The sequence below is a fragment of the Methanofollis sp. UBA420 genome (genome assembly GCF_002498315.1).
Lineage (GTDB): Archaea > Halobacteriota > Methanomicrobia > Methanomicrobiales > Methanofollaceae > Methanofollis.
The window spans coordinates 215,922-234,271 of the sequence record NZ_DAGX01000005.1; the positions used below are offsets into that span (position 1 = coordinate 215,922).

Annotated in this window: 24 protein-coding genes and 1 pseudogene; 15 read left to right on the forward strand and 10 right to left on the reverse strand. The window is 61.1% G+C overall.

All coding sequences use genetic code 11. The features are described from left to right. Nucleotides 1–50 precede the first annotated feature (50 nt). The gene (gene fen, locus BP869_RS07235; protein WP_342678268.1) at nt 51–1,052 is read right to left on the reverse strand and encodes a flap endonuclease-1; all 1,002 of its coding nucleotides are present in this window, start codon (nt 1,050–1,052) and stop codon (nt 51–53) included. A 21-nt stretch (nt 1,053–1,073) separates the two neighbouring features. Beyond that, a complete protein-coding gene (locus BP869_RS07240; RefSeq protein WP_342678270.1) occupies nt 1,074–1,388 on the reverse strand; it encodes a hypothetical protein in 315 nt (104 codons plus the stop codon). A 56-nt stretch (nt 1,389–1,444) separates the two neighbouring features. On the opposite strand from BP869_RS07240, the gene BP869_RS07245 reads away from it, so the two are divergent. Beyond that, nucleotides 1,445–2,353, forward strand: a complete 909-nt coding sequence (locus tag BP869_RS07245) for a presenilin family intramembrane aspartyl protease PSH (RefSeq protein ID WP_342678272.1) — start codon at nt 1,445–1,447, stop codon at nt 2,351–2,353. Nucleotides 2,354–2,437: 84 nt separating this feature from the next. On the opposite strand, the pseudogene BP869_RS07250 reads toward BP869_RS07245, so the two are convergent. Then, nucleotides 2,438–3,280 (reverse strand): annotated as a pseudogene (locus BP869_RS07250) (NOG1 family protein); the annotation flags it as partial. A gap of 40 nt (nt 3,281–3,320) precedes the next feature. Here BP869_RS07250 and BP869_RS07255 point away from each other — a divergent pair. The 3 genes from BP869_RS07255 to BP869_RS07265 all read left to right on the forward strand — a co-directional run bounded on the left by BP869_RS07255 (nt 3,321) and on the right by BP869_RS07265 (nt 4,874). After that, complete coding sequence (locus tag BP869_RS07255; RefSeq protein WP_342678273.1) at nt 3,321–4,199, forward strand: CBS domain-containing protein; 879 nt, start codon at nt 3,321–3,323, stop codon at nt 4,197–4,199. A gap of 132 nt (nt 4,200–4,331) precedes the next feature. Then, nucleotides 4,332–4,541 carry a histone family protein gene (locus tag BP869_RS07260; protein WP_067049635.1) on the forward strand — a complete coding sequence of 70 codons (210 nt, stop codon included), beginning with the start codon at nt 4,332–4,334 and terminating at the stop codon, nt 4,539–4,541. An 81-nt stretch (nt 4,542–4,622) separates the two neighbouring features. Beyond that, nucleotides 4,623–4,874, forward strand: a complete 252-nt coding sequence (locus tag BP869_RS07265; protein ID WP_067049632.1) for a PRC-barrel domain-containing protein — start codon at nt 4,623–4,625, stop codon at nt 4,872–4,874. Here the strand turns inward: BP869_RS07265 and BP869_RS07270 are convergent, their stop codons facing one another. The 6 genes from BP869_RS07270 to BP869_RS07295 all read right to left on the reverse strand — a co-directional run bounded on the left by BP869_RS07270 (nt 4,875) and on the right by BP869_RS07295 (nt 10,943). Further along, nucleotides 4,875–5,567 (reverse strand): phosphoglycolate phosphatase, encoded by a 693-nt coding sequence (locus tag BP869_RS07270; RefSeq protein WP_342678278.1) that lies wholly within the window; start codon nt 5,565–5,567, stop codon nt 4,875–4,877. A 13-nt stretch (nt 5,568–5,580) separates the two neighbouring features. After that, the gene (gene radA / locus BP869_RS07275) at nt 5,581–6,561 is read right to left on the reverse strand and encodes a DNA repair and recombination protein RadA (RefSeq protein WP_067049625.1); all 981 of its coding nucleotides are present in this window, start codon (nt 6,559–6,561) and stop codon (nt 5,581–5,583) included. A gap of 158 nt (nt 6,562–6,719) precedes the next feature. Further along, nucleotides 6,720–8,009, reverse strand: coding sequence for a hypothetical protein (locus tag BP869_RS07280; RefSeq protein ID WP_342678281.1), 1,290 nt, complete (start codon nt 8,007–8,009; stop codon nt 6,720–6,722). A gap of 10 nt (nt 8,010–8,019) precedes the next feature. Further along, nucleotides 8,020–9,312, reverse strand: a complete 1,293-nt coding sequence (gene lysA / locus BP869_RS07285) for a diaminopimelate decarboxylase (protein WP_342678283.1) — start codon at nt 9,310–9,312, stop codon at nt 8,020–8,022. Beyond that, the gene (locus BP869_RS07290; RefSeq protein ID WP_342678285.1) at nt 9,309–10,457 is read right to left on the reverse strand and encodes an LL-diaminopimelate aminotransferase; all 1,149 of its coding nucleotides are present in this window, start codon (nt 10,455–10,457) and stop codon (nt 9,309–9,311) included. Before BP869_RS07290 ends, lysA begins: the two co-directional genes overlap by 4 nt. Before the next feature lie 108 nt (nt 10,458–10,565). Further along, complete coding sequence (locus BP869_RS07295) at nt 10,566–10,943, reverse strand: transcriptional regulator (RefSeq protein ID WP_342678287.1); 378 nt, start codon at nt 10,941–10,943, stop codon at nt 10,566–10,568. A gap of 121 nt (nt 10,944–11,064) precedes the next feature. On the opposite strand from BP869_RS07295, the gene fdhD reads away from it, so the two are divergent. Genes fdhD through BP869_RS07315 form a run of 4 tightly spaced genes read left to right on the forward strand, consistent with a single transcriptional unit; the run spans nt 11,065 to nt 12,833 of the window. Then, on the forward strand, nt 11,065–11,808 hold the full coding sequence (gene fdhD / locus BP869_RS07300) for a formate dehydrogenase accessory sulfurtransferase FdhD (protein ID WP_342678289.1): 744 nt from the start codon (nt 11,065–11,067) through the stop codon (nt 11,806–11,808). Between the two features lie 10 nt (nt 11,809–11,818). After that, on the forward strand, nt 11,819–12,298 hold the full coding sequence (locus tag BP869_RS07305) for a DUF1890 domain-containing protein (protein ID WP_342678291.1): 480 nt from the start codon (nt 11,819–11,821) through the stop codon (nt 12,296–12,298). Continuing rightward, nucleotides 12,286–12,558: a DUF1894 domain-containing protein gene (locus BP869_RS07310; protein ID WP_342678293.1), complete on the forward strand. Its 273-nt coding sequence runs from the start codon at nt 12,286–12,288 to the stop codon at nt 12,556–12,558. The genes BP869_RS07305 and BP869_RS07310 overlap by 13 nt, the downstream gene beginning before the upstream one ends. Continuing rightward, nucleotides 12,555–12,833, forward strand: a complete 279-nt coding sequence (locus BP869_RS07315; RefSeq protein ID WP_342678294.1) for a ubiquitin-like small modifier protein 1 — start codon at nt 12,555–12,557, stop codon at nt 12,831–12,833. The genes BP869_RS07310 and BP869_RS07315 overlap by 4 nt, the downstream gene beginning before the upstream one ends. Before the next feature lie 612 nt (nt 12,834–13,445). On the opposite strand, the gene BP869_RS07320 is transcribed toward BP869_RS07315, so the two are convergent. Then, the gene (locus BP869_RS07320; protein WP_342678296.1) at nt 13,446–13,625 is read right to left on the reverse strand and encodes a hypothetical protein; all 180 of its coding nucleotides are present in this window, start codon (nt 13,623–13,625) and stop codon (nt 13,446–13,448) included. On the opposite strand from BP869_RS07320, the gene BP869_RS07325 reads away from it, so the two are divergent. The 7 genes from BP869_RS07325 to BP869_RS07355 all read left to right on the forward strand — a co-directional run bounded on the left by BP869_RS07325 (nt 13,624) and on the right by BP869_RS07355 (nt 18,315). After that, complete coding sequence (locus tag BP869_RS07325) at nt 13,624–14,448, forward strand: sulfite exporter TauE/SafE family protein (RefSeq protein ID WP_342678298.1); 825 nt, start codon at nt 13,624–13,626, stop codon at nt 14,446–14,448. The genes BP869_RS07320 and BP869_RS07325 overlap by 2 nt on opposite strands. A gap of 35 nt (nt 14,449–14,483) precedes the next feature. Then, complete coding sequence (locus BP869_RS07330; RefSeq protein WP_342678300.1) at nt 14,484–14,966, forward strand: TspO/MBR family protein; 483 nt, start codon at nt 14,484–14,486, stop codon at nt 14,964–14,966. An 84-nt stretch (nt 14,967–15,050) separates the two neighbouring features. After that, nucleotides 15,051–16,250: an SLC13 family permease gene (locus tag BP869_RS07335; RefSeq protein WP_342679114.1), complete on the forward strand. Its 1,200-nt coding sequence runs from the start codon at nt 15,051–15,053 to the stop codon at nt 16,248–16,250. A 63-nt stretch (nt 16,251–16,313) separates the two neighbouring features. Next, nucleotides 16,314–16,478: a rubredoxin gene (gene rd / locus BP869_RS07340; protein WP_342678302.1), complete on the forward strand. Its 165-nt coding sequence runs from the start codon at nt 16,314–16,316 to the stop codon at nt 16,476–16,478. A 90-nt stretch (nt 16,479–16,568) separates the two neighbouring features. After that, a complete protein-coding gene (locus tag BP869_RS07345; RefSeq protein ID WP_342678304.1) occupies nt 16,569–16,730 on the forward strand; it encodes a rubredoxin in 162 nt (53 codons plus the stop codon). Between the two features lies 1 nt (nt 16,731). Further along, nucleotides 16,732–17,919 (forward strand): FprA family A-type flavoprotein, encoded by a 1,188-nt coding sequence (locus BP869_RS07350; protein WP_342678306.1) that lies wholly within the window; start codon nt 16,732–16,734, stop codon nt 17,917–17,919. Nucleotides 17,920–17,934: 15 nt separating this feature from the next. Continuing rightward, nucleotides 17,935–18,315, forward strand: a complete 381-nt coding sequence (locus tag BP869_RS07355; protein ID WP_342678308.1) for a desulfoferrodoxin — start codon at nt 17,935–17,937, stop codon at nt 18,313–18,315. Nucleotides 18,316–18,350 lie beyond the last annotated feature (35 nt).

Below are 18,350 nucleotides of genomic sequence, written 5' to 3' on the forward strand. Positions count from 1 at the left end.
GGATTTGAAGCTCTTTATCATTCATTCTGAAAAAAGGAGCGGTCAGATCCTCAGAACCACGCGTCGAGTGTCTTCTGTCCCGCCGTCTTCCCGAGACGGTCGAGGGCCGCCTCGACCCGTTCTTCGGAGAAGGAATATTCGCCGCAGAGCATGGCGACGATCCCCTCCCTGTCCGGACTCTTCCAGGCGAGATGGTAGTCGTCGGTGATGGGGGGATCCAGGAAGAACGAGCGCACCGGCTCGGGGTCGAAGTCCGGGGTCTTCTCCCGGATCGTCTCCGCGAAACCGCCCTTCTTCACGATCTTCAGGGCCGTCTTCGCCCCCACGCCCCTGATGCCGGGGTTGAAGTCGGTCCCCACCAGGATCCCGACCTCCACCAGTTCCTCGCGCGTGAGGCCGAGACCGCCGAGCACCGCCGCAAGGGAGACCGACTCCGGGCGCACCGTCACCTGCCTCCCCCGCATCTTCCTCTTCCCCGAGATCGTCAGGTTCCGCAGGAGGTGCGGCGCCCCGAAGAGGAGTGAGTCGTAGTCCTGCGAGGCCGCCGTCGAGACGTCGCCCTTCTGCGCCATGTAGGCCGCCTGGGCCTCGCCCTCGCTCGGCGCCTGGACCCAGGGTATGCCCATGAACTCAAGGAGACGCCGACCGGACGCGATCATCGCGTCATCGATCCGTGTCGAGGCGCGCGCCTGCTTGTAGGCTTCCGCGGTGTCGCCGCATGCAATGGCCTCCTGCCACCTGACACCCGCGGCCTCACGCACTTCCCGGCGCTTCTCGACCGTCGTGCTCTTCAGTTCCGGGGGTGCGCCGTCAAAGACATAGACCGGGCGTATCCCTTTCTCCAGGAAGTTGATATTCCGGAAAAACAACCCTGAAAGGTGGGAGGTGACACGCCCTTCCGCGTCCATCAGGGGAGTGCCGTCAGGTTGCCTGATGATGGTCAGGAACTGGTACAGCGCGTTGAAGGCATCGATGCCAACCGCGCCCCGCACGTCGTCAAGCTCCATCTCCTGACAGAACTCGCCGAGTATATCACGTAATGCAACGCCCATGGATAATCTCGCAAAAAGGGTTTATCTATACATCCTGCGGGTGATATCGCTCACCGTATCGTCGATATGCCTCACGGTAGTGTCATATTTCTGTGCCATTGTGGTGGAGAGCTCTTCCAGGTTCACCCGCATCGTCCGCTCGCGCGCAATGATGCTTGCCTCGAGTTGCTGGATCTTGTACCCGAGCGAGAGAAAGAGACCGCCAAGGGAGAGCATCATCAGAGTTGTCGCCACAGCCATGGTCAGGTCCTGCCAGACCCGCCAGACCAGGGTGAGGGTGGACAGGACAAGGACGATGGTGAGGGCAATGTCAACGAGGGCTTCTCGGATCTCCATGCTTTTAGATGATAAGGAACTATTAATTAATCTAACGATATCAGAAGAGGTCAGAAATGGATATTCGGAATAACATGCCCCTGATGGTGATGCCGGCGATGCTGATCGTGGTCGAGGTGCTCGGCATCCTCCTTGCCCTGCCAATGCAGGCGGCCGGCGTTGCGGCCTTTGAAGACCCCACATCTGTCGCAAACCCCTTTATATTTCTCGGCCTCCTCCTGGCCTTCACCCTCCTCATGCTCGGTCTGATAAAGATCGGCGGGAAGAAAGTGATCCTCGGACTTGTTGCGCTCTCTATATTCCTGACTTTCTACTACATCTTCTGGACTCTCTCGGCCGTCGTACTCGGCGTCTCCTCTGCCGCGTTCATCCTCCCCATCGCGGCCGCCGGTGCGGCCACGGCCGTCCTTTTCCTGTACCCCGAGTGGTACGTCATCGACACCCTCGGCATCCTCATCGCCGGGGGCGTCGCCTCCATCTTCGGGATCTCCCTTGCCGTCCTGCCGGTGATCCTCCTTCTCTCTCTCCTTGCCGTCTATGACGCCCTCTCGGTGTACAGGACAAAGCACATGATCGCCCTTGCCGAGGGTATCATCGACCTCAAGACGCCCATCCTCTTCGTCATACCAAAGAAGAGGGATTTTTCGTTCAGAAAAGAAGGGATGAACCTTCAGCAGGAAAAAGAAGAGCGCGGGGCATTTATCATGGGGATGGGCGACCTGATCATGCCGTCCATCCTCGTCGTCTCGGCCCAGGTCTTCGTCCCGACACCGGCCCTCTGGTTCATCTCGGTCCCGGCGCTCGGAGCAATGGCCGGGTCAGTCGTCGGTATGGCCGTCCTCCTCAAGTTCGTCCTCTCCGGCCGTCCACAGGCCGGACTCCCGCCCCTCAACGGCGGTGCCATCCTCGGATTCCTCCTCGGCTGCGCCCTGAGCGGGAGCTGGGGCTGGCTCATGATAGTGTGAGAGGATCTCGGCGAGCACCGTGTCCACGCCCTCTCTGGTGGCGGTGGACATGGAGAGCATGCCTTCCTCTCCCGCACGGATATCAGCCTTGTTGGCGACGACGAGAATCGGCACATCGGCCAGTACTCTGATCGCCTCAAGGAGATTGTGCTGGTCCTCTATCGGGTAGCCGCAGTACTCGCTCGGGTCAAGAATGAAGAGGATCAGGTGAGCGGAGTTCACGATCGCGGCGATCGCCTGCTCTTCGACGGCATTCCTCTCTTCCTCGGGCCTGTTGAGAAGGCCGGGGGTGTCGAGGAACTGGATCCTGTGGCGCCCATCATAATGGTGGCCCAGGATCACACCCTTCGTGGTGAAGGGGTATGAAGCGATCTCCGGCTCGGCCGACGAGACCAGCCTGATAAAGGAGGACTTGCCCACATTCGGGTAGCCCGCGATCACCACGGTAAACTCGTTGTCCTTGACGTCAGGGAGTTTGCGCAGGACATTTCTCGCCACATTCAGGAAGAGAAGGTCTTTGTTGATCTGGTGGACGATCGAGGCGATCCGCGCCACCGCCCGCTTCCGCACTGCTGCGGTATCCTCGGCCCTCCTGATCCGCCTTCCGCCGTGTTCAAAGCCCATCCTCTTCGTGTGCATCGCTGCCCACCCCACATTTCCGAGGGCCATCTTCAGCCTTTCAATACCGAAGAGCGCCTCGACGGTATCGCGGTAAAAGGGCGGCTGGTCCTCGAAGACCGGAAACGACTGGATGACATGGACCAGTTTGTCATGAACAGCGCTTGAAACCGCCCTGACAAAATCTTCATTCGCACGGTCTTTGTTCGTCTTTGTCCGCATCTTTGCGGCGGCTCGCCGGAAACTCCGGTCAAGCACTTCGTCCGCCGTCGGTACGGTCGGTATTCTCTCAAAATCCACGACACCCACAACCAAAAATATTGATGCTCAGTGAGACCAAACTCTGTGTATGGATTTATCGCTCATACAGAAAGAGATACTCATCACCCTCATCACCCTGTACCACCGACATTCCCGCGCGATCAAGGGGGAGGAGATCGCCGACGTGCTCAAACGCAACCCCGGGACGGTCAGGAACCAGATGCAGTCTCTCAAGGCTCTCAGCCTCGTCGACGGCGTCCCCGGCCCGAAGGGAGGGTACAACCCCTCGGCACAGGCCTACCGCGAGCTCAATCTCACGAACTATGACCAGGAGTCGCATGTCCCGATCGCCAGGAACGGCACCGAAGTCGAGGGAGCCAATGTGGCGGAGATCGACTTCACCACCCTCTGCCACCCTGACATCTGCCACGCGCTGATCCGGATCCTCGGGAGCGTGAAGGTCTTCGATATCGGGGACCAGATCACCATCGGCCCGACCCCGGTGAACAAACTCCTTGTTAGGGGGGAAATATTCGGAAAAGACGAGGTAAAAAGTTCACTCCTCATTTCCATCATCGAGATGATCTCCCTCCCGAAAAAATCGGTCAGGCATTATATGAGCGCCCCGATCCTCGCCCTCTCCTCCGACGACACCCTCAAATCCGCGGCGTCCTTTTTTGCACAGCACCGCATCCATGGGGCGCCGGTGATGGACGGTGAGAGGCTCGCCGGGATCGTCACCCTGACCGACCTTGCCGACGGACTGGACCAGGGACTTGACCTTGCCACACCGGTCACCGCGGTGATGACCTCGGATGTCGTCGAAGCCGATGCCGACACCCATCTCTACGAGGTGATCCGGCGCTTTAAAGAGCGTGAGATCGGGCGTCTCATCGTTGTAGAGGGCGGAAAGCCCATCGGGATCATCACCCAGTCGGACATCATAGGTGTCTTCCCCGCACTGTAAGGGGAGCAATAATTGGCGGTACACTGATCTGGCAACCCACAACTATAAATATGGGTATTCACATCAAGGGGTGTGTTATTTCAACCCACTCTTCCCTCTGGGGGACGGGGTTGAGGAGCGAGGTGAAAACAGATGAGCGAACTGCCAATTGCACCAGTCGGAAGGATCATCAAGAATGCCGGTGCTGAGCGTGTCAGTGCCGACGGGAGCGAGGCTCTGGCCGCTTTGATGGAAGACTACGGCACGGTTCTCGCGCGGGAAGCGATCAAACTCACCCGTCATGCGGGAAGAAAGACCGTCAAGTCCGTGGACATCAAGATGGCCTCCGAGATTCTCAAGTGAACACCCGGCGGAAAACGGCGGGATACTAAATTCTCCTTCTTTTCAAACAATTTATATATCCCCGAAACCCACCCAGAAACTATGAGTACGATCTTTTCACGGGGCCTTGCACGCAAAAAAGTGATGAGCAATGACGGGATGATCATCGGCCAGATCAAGAACCTCATGGTCGACCTTGATACCGGCGAGGTAATCGACCTGATCGTCAAACCTGATGCCTCCTTTGACACGGCGGGATACAGGATGGACGGGGAACACATGCTCATCGCCTTTGAGGCGGTCAAGGACGCACGCGACTACATCGTGGTCGACCGGTACCTCTCGAAAAAATAATTACCCGAATAATTTCTGATATTTCCGGATAATTTCAACAAACCCCTCGCCATATCTCTTTTCAGAGACATAATCGGCTGTTGCCTTCGTTCCCGGCGTCGCATTGTCCACGGTGGCCCCGATGCCGGCATGGTCGATCATCTCCGTATCGTTATCCGAGTCACCGATAGCAAGAAAATCTGCGGGGGAAAGGCCCATCAGAAGGGCGAGGTCAGAGAGGGCCGTCCCCTTCGAGATGCCCTGGTACTGGAGATGAATGGCAAAGCCGGTGTCGATCGCCCTGACCGGCATGCCGGCGATCACTCCGGCCACTTCGGCGGGTTCGACGGTCCGGGCAAATGCGATGTCGGCAAAGCGGTTGTCCGGGGAGTACAGGGTGAGGGTCTTTCCCTCCGCGGCAAAATGTTCCTCGATCCTGTGGTACGCGTCCCAGCAGACCGACTGGCGGCCTGCCACATGGACCTGGCCGTCGAAGTGGAGGCGGTACACCCCGCCGTTCTCGCCGATGATCGTCCCGTCGGTCCCGATCATCTTGCACAGTATGTCCAGGGAGCAGATGGTATTCCCGCTTGCGATGACCACAGGGATGCCGGTATCGACAAGGTCCCGGATCGTCTCGATGGCGGCGGTGGAGATCCGCCGCCGTGCATCGGTCAGGGTCCCGTCGAGGTCGGTGACGACCGCCTTCAGCACTGGCCGACCACCTTCAGGGCTTGAGGCCTGATGTCTCGACGACGAACGCCGCCTCGCCTTCGGGCAGGTTCGGGCTGTCGACGAGTTTTGCGATCCGCCGGCCGCCCTTGCTCTTCCTGAGGTAGAGCCTGAACTTCGCAGCATGTCCGACGATGTTGCCGCCTATCGGTTTCGTGGGGTCGCCGAAGAAGACGCCGGGGTTCGACTGGACCTGGTTGGTGACGAGTGCGACGGCATTGTACTCCTCGGCGATTTTTGCAAGGTCGTACATGTGCCTGTTCAACTTCTGCTGCCGCACCGACAGGGTGCCCCTGCCGGCATATTCTGCCCTGAAGTGGGCGGTCAACGAGTCGATGATGATCAGCCGTACGGGATAGTCACTGTCCTTCATCTCATTTGCAAGGTCGCGGGCACTGTCGACGAGGAGCATCTGGTGGTCGGAGGTGTAGCCCTTTGCAACATGGATCCGTTCGAGGAACTCCATGAGCGGAGGTGTATCGTAGCCCGGGATCTCAAGCCCGGCCACCATCTGCTCGATACGTTCGGGGCGGAAGGTGTTCTCGGTGTCGATGTAGACGCAGGATCCGTGCAGCCCGCCGAACTCCTCGGGGAGCTGGGCGTTGACCGCCATCTGATGGGCGATCTGGCTCTTGCCCGACCCGAACTCACCGTAAAATTCCGAGATGGATTTTGTCTCCAGCCCGCCGTCGAGGAGGGCGTCGAATTCGGGGACAAGGGTCTGAAGTTTTTTCACTTCTTTCCTGTCTTCGAGGACGGCGACGCCGGTCTTGAACCCGCCGATATCGGCGAGTTCTCGGGCTGCCTTAATAATCTTCTTTGCGCTCGACTCTCCGATCTCTGCCGCCTCGGCGAGGTCGGCCGGCGAAGCTGTGGCAATGCCCTCAACAGTTGCATAGCCTGCCTCCCGAAGCTTGTCCGCCGTTGTCGGCCCGACGCCGGGGAGGTCTTCGAGGTCCATGGATACGTTTGGCATGTTTTCCCTCACTCCTTCAGATATTTTGGCCGCACACCAGCAGAAAAGGTGCGGAAGGCCCGGAAACACCCGGTTGATCGTGGTCTCCGGGCACACATATCACTTTCGCACCTGACATATACTTCCCTCTCCGTGTGCGGGGTGAAAGTGAAATGTTCTCAGCATGTCTCGTCGAGGAGTGCCGCAAGGCGCCTTTCAAGGGCCTGCCTGTCTACCTCTGCCGGTTCGACGGCCTGCGGGATGATCCGTGGTCCCCGCCGCGTCCCGGTCACCGTCACTTCCTGGCCGGGGAGGATGTCGCCAGAGAGGAGGTAGGCCTCGGTGCCGTTGTCGATGGTCATGCCAAGGGCCGAGGGTACGGTCGTCCCCTGGAATACCACCTCTTCGTCGTCCTCTTCACCGGCCCCGAGGAGCATGCTCCCCCTCCCGACAGAGACTTCGGTCCCGCCGCTTCGCCCCTCCTTTGCCCTCGCATGGTAGACACGGAGGTCGTCGCCGGTCGCAAGGCCGAGGAGGGCGCGGTCGCCCCAGAGGACAAGGTGCACCGTCCCCGAGTCATCGGAGAGGTCGATATTCTGCACATAGGACCGCTCTCCGGTGCGGGTCTGGAAACTCCGCGGTGGTTGGACCGCCGCCACCCGCCCTTCCAGGGAGACGCATTCCCCGGCCTTCACCTCTGCGGCCGGGGTGGTCCGGACCTCGACCTCCTCATGGGAGGGGGTGACGCTGCCCCGGTCGTCGAGGGAGAACTCGGGTCCCCCGGCCTTCACGGCCCCCCGCGCTCCTCTGATGCACACCACGTCCCCGGCAGCAGAGGCCGCGAGCACCGCCGGGTCCCAGCAGACGAGGCGTGCCGTCCCGCTTCCGTCGCCGATGACGGCCGTGACCATCGCCCCGCCTGTCCCGTCTCCCCGCGTGAACTCCCGCTGCTCTCCGATGCCGAGGATGCGCACCACAAGGTCGCCGGTGCCGACCGGGGAGGCGCAGGTGCGTTCGGTCTCCATCGGGCAGTCGATGAGCGCCGTGGACTTCCGCAGGGCGAGGGCCGTGACGCTCCCACCCCGCGGCGCAAGCCTCCCGATCACCTCGAGTACCTCGCCGGGCTCGATCTCGGCGACCGCCCCGGCCTTCTCGTCCCAGAGAGTCACCTCGATCCGTCCGGACGCGTCGCCGAGGAGAAGGGTGGCGCGCACTCCGGTCTCCCCGTCCTTCCTGGCGAACTCCTCGGGTTCGCCGGCAGAGAGCACCTTCCCGAAGAAGGAAACGATCGAGGGGCCGGGGGCGATGCCGGCGATCCGCTGGTGGTGGCGGCCGCAGTCGGTGACGACGAGGAGCGAAGCGGCGTTCTCGTCGAGGAGACCGCTCGCCGCCTTCATCCGTTCGCCGACCCGCTTTTCAAACTCCTCGCGGCTGATCAGGTCGTCGACGAGTGCGTAGTGAAAGTTCACGGTTGTCCGTTCACTCCTTCCAGGCCGGAGTCTCCATGGCGGCGGTGACGTCGTCGAGGGTCTCGGCCCGGCGCATCAGGGCGTGCTTCCCGTTGCTCACCGCCACCTCGGCGCAGCGCGGCCTGCTGTTGTACTGCGAGGACATCGCATAGCCGTAGGCGCCCGCGTCGAGGACGGCGATGACGTCGCCGGCCTTCGGGGCCGGGAGGGTGCGGTCATGGGCCAGGATGTCGCCGGTCTCGCAGATCGGGCCTGCCACCGTATAGGTGCCGTCGGCCGGGAGATCGGCGCGGTCCGCGACGAGCACCTCGTGGTAGGAGTCGTACATCGCCGGGCGGACGAGCAGGTTGAACCCGGCGTCCACGTTCACGAAGGTCTTGTGGGCCTTCTTCACCGAGTTCACGCGGGTGAGGAGGACCGAGGAGTCGCCGACGAGCCAGCGGCCGGGCTCCACCCAGAGGGCCGGGTCGATCCCGCATTCCCTGATCCCCTTCAGGAAGACAGGCATCACGGCGGCCGCATAGTCCGCGGGCGTCGGCGCCGGGTCGGTGTCGTGGTGGTACGGGATGCCGAGGCCGCCGCCGATGTCGAGGAATTCGAGGTGGACGCCAAGGTCTGTGACCTCCTTTGCGACCCGCACCATCACCTCGGCAGAGCGGGCGAAGGGTTCGACCTCCAGAATCTGGGAGCCGATGTGGCAGTGGATGCCGACAGGCTCGACATGTTCGCAGGCAACGGCCTCCCTGTATGCGGCGATGATCTCCTGCGCCGGGATGCCGAACTTGCTCGTCGCAAGCCCGGTGGCGATCTTCGGGTGGGTCGGAACTTCGAGGGCCGGGTTCACCCTGAAGGCGATCTCCGCGGTCTTCCCGGCCTCCCCGGCAACGGCGTCGAGCTGGTGGAGTTCGTCCAGGCAATCGACCGAGACCCGCACTCCTTTCTCGACGGCGAGGGCGAGGTCTGCGCGGCTCTTGGAACTCCCGTTGAAGAGGAGGCGTTCGGATTTCATCCCGGCACGGAGCGCCAGTTCGAGTTCTCCCGGGGAGAAGACGTCTGCACCAGCCCCTTCAGCGGCGAGAGCCCGGATCACCGCAAGGTTGCCGTTCGCCTTCGCCGCGAAGAGCACCTGCACGTCAGGGTAGTGGGCGGCGAGGGCCGCGTGGAAACGCCTGAAGTTGCCGGCGATCCGGTCGATGTCAGTGACGTACAGGGGCGTGCCATACTCTTCCGCAAGAGAGACGCAGTCGACGCCGCCGAGATGGAGGCGGCTGTCCCTGACTGTCAGGTGTGACGGGAGCTTCATGGTGCAATCCTCCTGATGCGTTCGAGCGCCTCCTCGATCCGTTCGACCGAACGGGTGATGGCGAAACGCACATATCCGTCCCCGCTCTCGCCGAAACCGACGCCCGGGGTCACGACGATGCCGGCCTCGTTGAGGAACTGCGCCGCCGTCTTCATGCAGTCTTCGACCGGCATCCAGACATAGAAGGTCGCCTTCGGTGCACGGACGTCAAAGCCGAGTTCGTTGAGGCCCTTTACGAGGACGTCGCGGCGCTCCTGGTACACGGCGCAGGCGTCCGCGACGCACTGCTGCGAACCGGTTAGCGCGGCGACTCCCGCCTCCTGCACGGCGTCGAAGACGCCGGAGTCCACGTTCGACTTTACCCGGCCGAGTCCCGCCAGGATCTCGGGGTTGCCGACAGCCATGCCGACTCTCCAGCCTGTCATGTTGTAGGTCTTGGAAAGGGAGTGCATCTCCACGCCGACCTCCTTTGCCCCGTCGGTTTCGAGGAAGGAAGGGGCTTTGTAGCCGTCGAAGGTGATCTCCGAGTAGGCGTTGTCGTGGACGACGACGAGGTCGTTGTCGCGGGCGAACTCCACGACCTCCTCGAAGAACGCCTTCGGGGCGATCGCCGCGGTCGGGTTGTTCGGGTAGTTGAAGAAGAGCAGTTTCGCCTTCTTCAGCACGTCCCTCGGGATGTCGTCGAGGACAGGGAGGAAGTTATTCTCCGCGGTGAGAGGCATGAGGTGAGTCCTGCCCTCGGCAAAGAGCGTCGAGGTCTTGTAGACCGGGTAGCCCGGGTCGGGGACGAGGACATAGTCGCCGGGATTGACGAAGGCCTCGGGGATGTGGGCGATGCCGTCCTTCGAGCCCATCAGGGCAAGGACTTCCCTGTCCGCATCGAGGGAAACGGAAAAACGCGTTTCGTACCATTCCGCAACAGCCCGGCGGTACGCGGCCATTCCCTCGTAGGCAGGGTAGTGGTGGTTCTTTGGTTCCTTCACCGCCCTGACCATCGCCTCGACGATATGCGCCGGCGTCGGGAGGTCAGGGTCGCCGACACCGAGGTCGATGATGTCGACTCCTTCTTTCCTCTTCTGGGCCTTCATTGCGTCGATACGGGCGAAAAGGTATGGCGGCAGGTTTTCCAGTCTCTGCGAGTACATCGCTCTACTATTGCAGGGCTAGAATAATTAATTTCGTGCCCGGCCACAGAAGCCGGGAAAAACTTCCGAAACGACGCCTTCAACCTGCCAACAGGGCGCCAGATACTCTCAGGGCACGTGTGTAGGGTTCCTGGAGGAGGAGATATTGCAGACGAGGTCGCGGGGGCAGGGGGTGCCGTCGTCATCGGCAATATTTCCCTGGGCGCGGACCTGCATGCAGATGTCGCACATCCGCAGGCTCATATGCCCGACATTTTCGCAGACGAGGTCCTCGGCAAGTTGCCTTATGGACGATACCGCATTGTCCCCCAGTTCTATCGAGCAGCCGCGTTTTTTGGAGGCGTACTGGGAGACGGAGGCCGGGGTAATGTCGAGCATGGTCGAGACCTTCCTCTGCGACAGTCCTTTTTCCATCAGTTCCTGTACGAGGCATGCACGGATGCATGGGAGGATAAGCCAGACGCCAGTCTCGCAGGGGAGTTTCATGAGATCACAATCCATAAATTGAGAGAGTTCGGATTAACAACTGTTAATGGGTATATCATATAAGAGTTGGGAACATGCCAGTACCCCCGTGGGCAGGGCGTGACCGGGAAGGGAAAATGTGATGGATCTGCACACCCATACGGGAATTCAGGTAAAAGGGGGGGAGCCGCGGGAGATCATCGACGAGGTCTGTGTCGAGCACCGTTACCTCCTCGTGATGAACGGCACCCCGGTCGCCAGGATGGTGGCGTCTGCCGACTCCCTCAGGGAGTTCGGGGCGGGTTTTGCGATCACCGAGGGCCTTGCCCGTGACGTCACCTCTGTCGAGGTTACGGGGGACGAGGTCAGGGTCGAGGCGGTCCCTGCCCCGACCTGTGAGCAGGTGGTCGAGTCGTCGGGTGGGACGGCATATCTCCGTGAGGTTCCGCAGGTCGCATCAGATCTGCGGATCGGCATCGACGATGTCTACAGGATGACCGCCGCCATCGAGTCTGACGAATGGCAGAGGACGGGGGGTCTCCACTGCTCCGTCCTCTTCTGCGACGGGGAACTCTGTGCGAAGGCCTGCGATGTCGGCCGCCACAACACGGTGGACAAGGTGATCGGGCACGCCGTTCTCGCGGGTCTCGACCGGTCGCGGTGCGTCCTCGGCTGTACCGGCCGCCAGCCTGCCGGGATGGTGGCGAAGGCGGCCCGTGCCGGCATACCGATTGTCATCTCGCGTGCCGCGTCCACCTCCGAGGGGATTGCGACCGCACAAGAGGCCGGGCTCACTCTTGTCTGCTTCTCGCGGGGTGACCGTTTCACCGTCTACACCCACCCGGAACGTATCGAAGGTGTCGGCCGGATGGGCCGGGATGAATGAGGAGACCAGCATGACAGAAATGGAAAAGGGATCTGAAGGACAGAAAGAGGGGCTGATCATGCTCGGGTGCCCGGAAGCCGCGGCGCAGGTGAGCGTGGCCCTGCACATCGCGCACGGTCTCCGAAAGATGGGCCTCGTGCCGGTCGTCGCCGGCAACCCGTCGGCGCGGTCGCTCGTGGCGATGGCCGATCCCGACCGGCATTATGTCGGCGAGATGGTCGACCTCGACGCCTGCATTGAGGCGCTTGTGACGCATGAACAGGACTATGCCGTCTCTTTCGTGCTCATACACAGGGAGAGCGGTGTCAGTTACGCGGGGACGGTCGGCAGCGTCTCTACCGGGCGCCTTGTGGCGGTCGTCTTCGGGAAGGAGGCAGGAGAACTTGCCGGGCTCATCGACTTCCCGTGCGAGCGGGTGGTGGCGAAGGCCGTTCATAATGTTCTGCCACTCTCAAAGGACATTGACAGGGTGATGGGATGGGATGCGTAGAGGCGCTTAACTATGAAATTCTCCTCAGGAACTGTTCTTTCAAGGAGTACAGGGAGTTTATCAAGAAGAACTACCGGGAGCACCACGATGTAATGCCCGGATACCGTATCTTTGACCTTGCCCTTATCGGCGTCCCCCCGATCCCGATCGGTGTGGACGGCGATTATGTGATCTTCCCGTATACGAAACCGTGTCACGGCACCTTCGTGCTGAGGGTCGAAGGGAAAGAGGAGATACAGAAACTGAGGTCGAAAAAATGAAAGTCATTGTGAGGTCATTTGCGACATTCAGAAAGATCCTGGAGAACGAGCGGGAGGTCGAGTGCCCTGAGGGTGCGACGGTCGGGGATATCGTCGAGATGCTCATCGCGGAGAGACCGGCCCTCAGGGACGAGATCTTTGCCGCACCCGGTGTCCTCCAGGACCATGTCAATATCCTGAGGAACGGGAGGAACATCCACTTCGAGGAAGGCCTCCAGACAGTTGCTGCGGACCGCGACGTGATCTCGCTCTTCCCGCCTGTCGGCGGCGGATAAAAAAGAAAAGTAGAAGTCAGGTGGGCTGGGCAGAGGCAGAAGGGTTGTGGTCCACGCCCCCCCAGTATGGACCACATCCCTGTTCCGCCAGCAGGATCCGGAGTGATCGAAAAGAATCCATCCTGCTGATATCCTGCACGCCCTCACAGGGCGGCACAGTGATGAACTCCGGCAACCAGCATGTGTGGCCATCTGCCAGTCTGCAGAGGTGCGACCCTCTGCATACCGGTCTTTTGAACCTTATGGCAGACCTAGCAAGCCTGTACTTCCCTTTGTACCTGTTTGTGCCCCGTCATAGACGAAGAAACGTGTCCCCCCACGTCCACGAGTCTTACCCGCTCAGGGGCACTCCGCTAATATCCCGCTGTGATGATAAATGTTTCGCATGGCCCGGCCCGGCAGCCTTACCTGCATGAAAAAATTGACGATAAATATTCTGTTTCGCCAACAGGGATTTAAAAATATATTGATCCATCAACAGGCTCATGAAAAGCATCTTTCTCGTACTATCCCGACATTCAGGTTCCTGCCGCCTCGGTCATCGCCGGAAAATATATGGAGCGGCACTTCTCACCATCATTCCCTCCATCTCCACCCTGCGGTTGCGGCGCATCAGGGTGTTTCCGGGCTGTTCTCCGGGGAATTTCCGGGAAAGAGGGGACATATGAAATATAGCGTCATGACAATTCCAGGATCCTTTTTCCCCATGCCGGGCAATGCTTTTTTTACGCGAAGGGATCGGTCTGTGCCGAACACTATGTACAGGGAGATGCAACAGGTGTAGAAGAGCATGATCGACCTCCTTCCCCTTCTTGTGCTTGTGCTGATCGGCGTCTTTGCCGGCCTCCTCTCCGGCATGCTTGGCGTGGGCGGCGGCTTCATTATGGTCCCGGTGCAGTTCTGGCTCTATTCCACGTCAGGCTACCCGGACGATGTCTCTCTCAGGCTCGCCTTTGCAACAAGCCTCGCCGTCATCCTCCCCACCGCCCTGAGCAGCGCCGTCGGCCACCATCGGAAGGGCGCCGTCGTCTGGCGGGCGGGGGCGCTCCTTGGTGCTGCGGCCCTGCCTGCGGCAGTCTTCGGCGCATGGCTCGCCACCATTCTCCCTGCCGCGCCTCTTGAGATTTTTTTCGGCCTTGTCGTCCTTGCGGCCGGGGCACGCACCTTCCTCGCCCCCGCAGAGAGTGCGGAGGTGCCGGCGGTCCCGACGACGCGGTACCTCCTCTGGGGCGTCCCGGTCGGCCTGGTCTCCGGCCTTGCAGGCATCGGCGGCGGCGTCATCCTGGTCCCGATCCTCACCGTGGCCCTCCGCTTCCCGATGCACCGTGCCGTCGCCACCTCGACGGTCGTGATGCTCGCCGCCGCCAGCGGCGGTCTTGCCACGTACATGATCCTCGGGCAGGGAGTTGTTGGCCTCCCGCCCCTTGCTGTCGGCTACGTGGACTTCTTCCAGGCCGCTGTGCTGGCCGCGGCGAGCATCCCGGCGGCACAGGCCGGCGCCCTCCTCTCCCACCGCCTGCCGGTGCGGCTCCTGAAGGGGGTGTTTGTGGTGCTCACCACCTATATCGGCCTGCGGATGATCGGGGTCTTCTCCATCCTCGGTCTCCCCCTCTGATGAACACTCATATAGGGGGATGACGATCCTCCCTCATGGCCACTCTCTCCGATCCCGTCCGCCTCGTCGTCTCGGTCGCGCTGACCCTCCTTGCCGGCTTTACAGGTTCAATCTTCACGACGCCGCAGATTCCCGGATGGTACGCCGGGCTTGTAAAGTCCCCTTTGAACCCGCCTGCCTGGGTCTTCGGTCCCGTCTGGACGATCCTTTTCATCCTGATGGGTATCTCACTCTTTCTAATCTGGCGGGAGGGGACGGGGCGGCCCGAGGTGCGGGCAGCCCTCCTCGCCTTCGGCGTGCAACTTGCGCTCAACATTCTCTGGTCCGCCCTCTTCTTCGGCCTTCAGTCGCCCCTTCTCGGGTTTCTTGAGATCCTCCTCCTCTGGGGTGCGATCCTCGCCACCATCGTCCTCTCGGCCCGCGTCTCGAAACCTGCCGCCTGGCTTCTCCTGCCGTACCTCCTCTGGGTGAGTTTTGCCGCGTACCTTACCTGGGCTGTCTGGACCCTCAACCCGTAAATAGGTCGGAAGGGAGATATAGAGAAAAAAACACTCTTTTTCACGCACATCGCCCTCGTCATCGTCGGTGCCGTCTTCCTCCTCATCGCCTTCAGGCAGACCCTCGGCGTCAGGATCTCCATCTGGCAGATCATGCTCGGCGGAGCGGTCGCCATGCTCCTCTCAGACTCGGTCGACCCGGTGTCGGCATTCCTGGCGATCGATCCCGACGTCATGATCTTCCTCTTCTGCATGTTCCTCGTCGGCGTCGCCCTGGAAGAGAGTGGCTACCTCGTCACCCTGAGCACGACCCTCCTCGGCCGTGCAAAAACGGCAGGGGGCCTCATCATCCTTCTCATCCTCTTTGCCGGCATCGGTTCCGCCCTCCTGATGAACGACACCCTCGCCGTCATCGGGACACCTCTCGTCCTCGGGTACGCGGTGCGCTACGGGATCAGGTCGCAGGCCCTCCTCCTTGCCCTTGCCTTCGCCGTGACCACGGGGAGCGTCGCAAGTCCGATCGGGAACCCGCAGAACCTCCTCGTCGCCACGAAGGGGGGTTTTGTCGACCCGCTCGCGGCGTTCCTCACCATCCTCGGGCCGCCGACCGTCCTTGCCCTCCTTCTTGTCTGCGCCGTTCTCTTCGTCGCCTTCAGGGAAGAGTGGGGAAAAAGTCTTGACGTCCCCGCGCCGCCTGCGTGCACCGGAGACCCCGACCTCACGACCCTTGCCCGGACCTCCCTTATCGTCGTCATCGCCCTGATCATCGCAAAGATTGTCATCTTCGCGGTCGCACCCGGGACCGACATCCCTCTCATTGCCATCGCCGTCGCCGCCGCCGTCCCCCTTCTGGTCCTCTCTCCCCGCCGGATTGAACTTGTCAGGAAGGTCGACTGGGCGACGCTCATCTTCTTCGCCGCCCTCTTCGTCGTCATGGCCGGCGTGCGGGAGAGCGGCGCCCTTGCCAACCTGCTTACAGGTACCGGCGAGGCCACACCCTCTATCCCGGCGATCATTGCTGCGGGCATAGTCCTCAGCCAGTTCATATCCAATGTCCCCTTCGTCGCTCTCGCCCTCCCTCTCCTCACTCATGCCGGGACAGGGGATGCAGGGATGCTCGCCCTCGCGGCCGGGAGCACCATCGCCGGGAACCTGACGATTGCCGGGGCGGCAAGCAACGTCATCATCGTGCAGGGTGCCGAAAGGCGGGGGGTCACCCTGGATTTCTTCGGTTTCATGAAAATTGGCCTGCCGCTCACCCTCCTCCAGGCAACGGTCTACACCGGGTGGCTGCTCCTGATCTGAGGTTTCGCTGCATCATTCGGTAAAACTATATGAGAAAAGGCGCCAGTTCTTCACTGGTGACCTATGGATCGGTATCAGTGCATGGTCTGCGGGTATATCTATGACCCGGAAAAGGGAGATCCCGACAGTGGGATTGCTCCCGGAACATTCTTTGACAACCTCCCCGAAGACTGGGTCTGCCCGGTCTGCGGTGCACAGAAGAACAACTTTGTTCGGATGGACGAGTGAGAGGGGCTTGATCCCTTCAGGGATGCCCCAAGCGTTATTTTTGCCATAAGGCGAAGACTTATAGAAGAAAAGGCTGAGTGAGGAGAGACTATGGAGAAATATCAGTGTATGATCTGCGGTCATGTCTATGACCCGGCAAAGGGCGAACCGAAACAGAAGATCGGCGCGGGCATTGCGTTTGCAGACCTTGCCGAGGACTGGATCTGCCCGGTCTGCGGGGCTGCGAAGACGAAATTCAAACAGGTGGCATGACATGGCTGTACGGGAGATTGTGCCTGATGTCTACTCGGTGGGTGCCGTCGACTGGGACCTGCGGCTCTTCGACGCCCTGATCGGCACCCCTGAGGGGACGAGTTACAACGCCTTCGTGGTCAGGGGGACGGAGAAGACCGCACTTATCGACACCGTCGACCCGAAGTTCGAGGAAGACATCCTGAAGAACCTGATGAAGCTCGGCATGTCGTCCCTGGACTACATCGTCATCAACCATGCCGAGCAGGACCACTCAGGCACTCTGCCTCTCCTCCTGGAGATGTTCCCCGGGGCGACTGTCATCGCAGACGAGAAGTGCTGCGACCTCCTCGACCGCCTCCTGCAGGTCCCGCCCGAGAGGATCCAGATGGTAAAGGATGGCGATACTCTTGACCTCGGCGGAAAGACGCTTGAATTCCTTGTCGCGCCGTGGGTCCACTGGCCCGAGACAATGCTCACCTTCGAGAAGGAGGACGGTATCCTCTTCTCCTGCGACCTCTTCGGCTCCCACCTCGCCACGAGTGAACTCTTCGTGAAAGATTTCGCGACCGTCTACCACGCGGCGAAACGCTACTACGCCGAGATCATGATGCCCTTCAGGACGAGCGTGAAGGCGGCGATGCAGAAGACAGCCGAGAGAGGTGTGGCGATCATCGCTCCGAGCCACGGCCCGCTGTACCGCGACCCCTCGCTCATCCTGGACGCCTATGAAGACTGGACCTCGGACGCCGTGAAGAACCTCGTTCTGATCCCGTACGTTTCGATGCACGGGAGCACGGCGAAGATGGTCTCGTTCTTTACCGACGCCCTCATCGAGCGGGGGGTTGAGGTGCGGCCGTACGACCTGACGCGGGCAGACCTCGGCGAGGTGGCGATGACATCCGTCGACGCGGCGACGATCGTCTTTGCAGCGCCGACCGTCCTCTTCGGCCCGCACCCGACGGCAGTCCATGCGGCCTATCTCCTCGGCGCCCTGAAGCCGAAGACGAAGTTCGTCTCGGTCATCGGCTCCTTTGGCTGGGGCGGCAGGACCGTGCAGTACATCACCGACACCCTCGCCCCCCTCAAGGCCGAGATGATCGATCCCGTCTATGTGCGGGGCTATCCCGGTCCGGAGGACCTTTCCGCGCTCGCCGACCTCGCCGACACAATTGTTAAGAAGCATGAGGGCATAGTGACCGAACCGTAGAGGGGAGGATCACGGATGACCGAACTGCTGGAAGTCTATAAATGTGAAAAGTGCGGGAATGTCGTGAAGATCGCACATGCCGGCGACGGACAACTGGTCTGCTGCGGCGAACCGATGGTGAAGATGGAGGAGAAGACCTCCGACGTCGGGAAGGAGAAGCACGTCCCCGTCCTAGAGAAGACGGAGACGGGGATCAGGGTGAAGGTGGGCAGCGTCCCGCACCCGATGGAGGAGAAACACTATATCGAGTGGATCGAGGTGCGGAAGGGGCGCAAACTTTATGTCCACAAACTCAAGCCTGGTGACGCCCCCGAGGCTGTCTTCCCGGTCGACGACGTCAACGCAAAGACCCGGATCTACTGCAATATCCACGGCCTCTGGACGAACAGGAAATAATGTTGCAGAGCCGCTCAGGAAATGGTGTTTTGAGC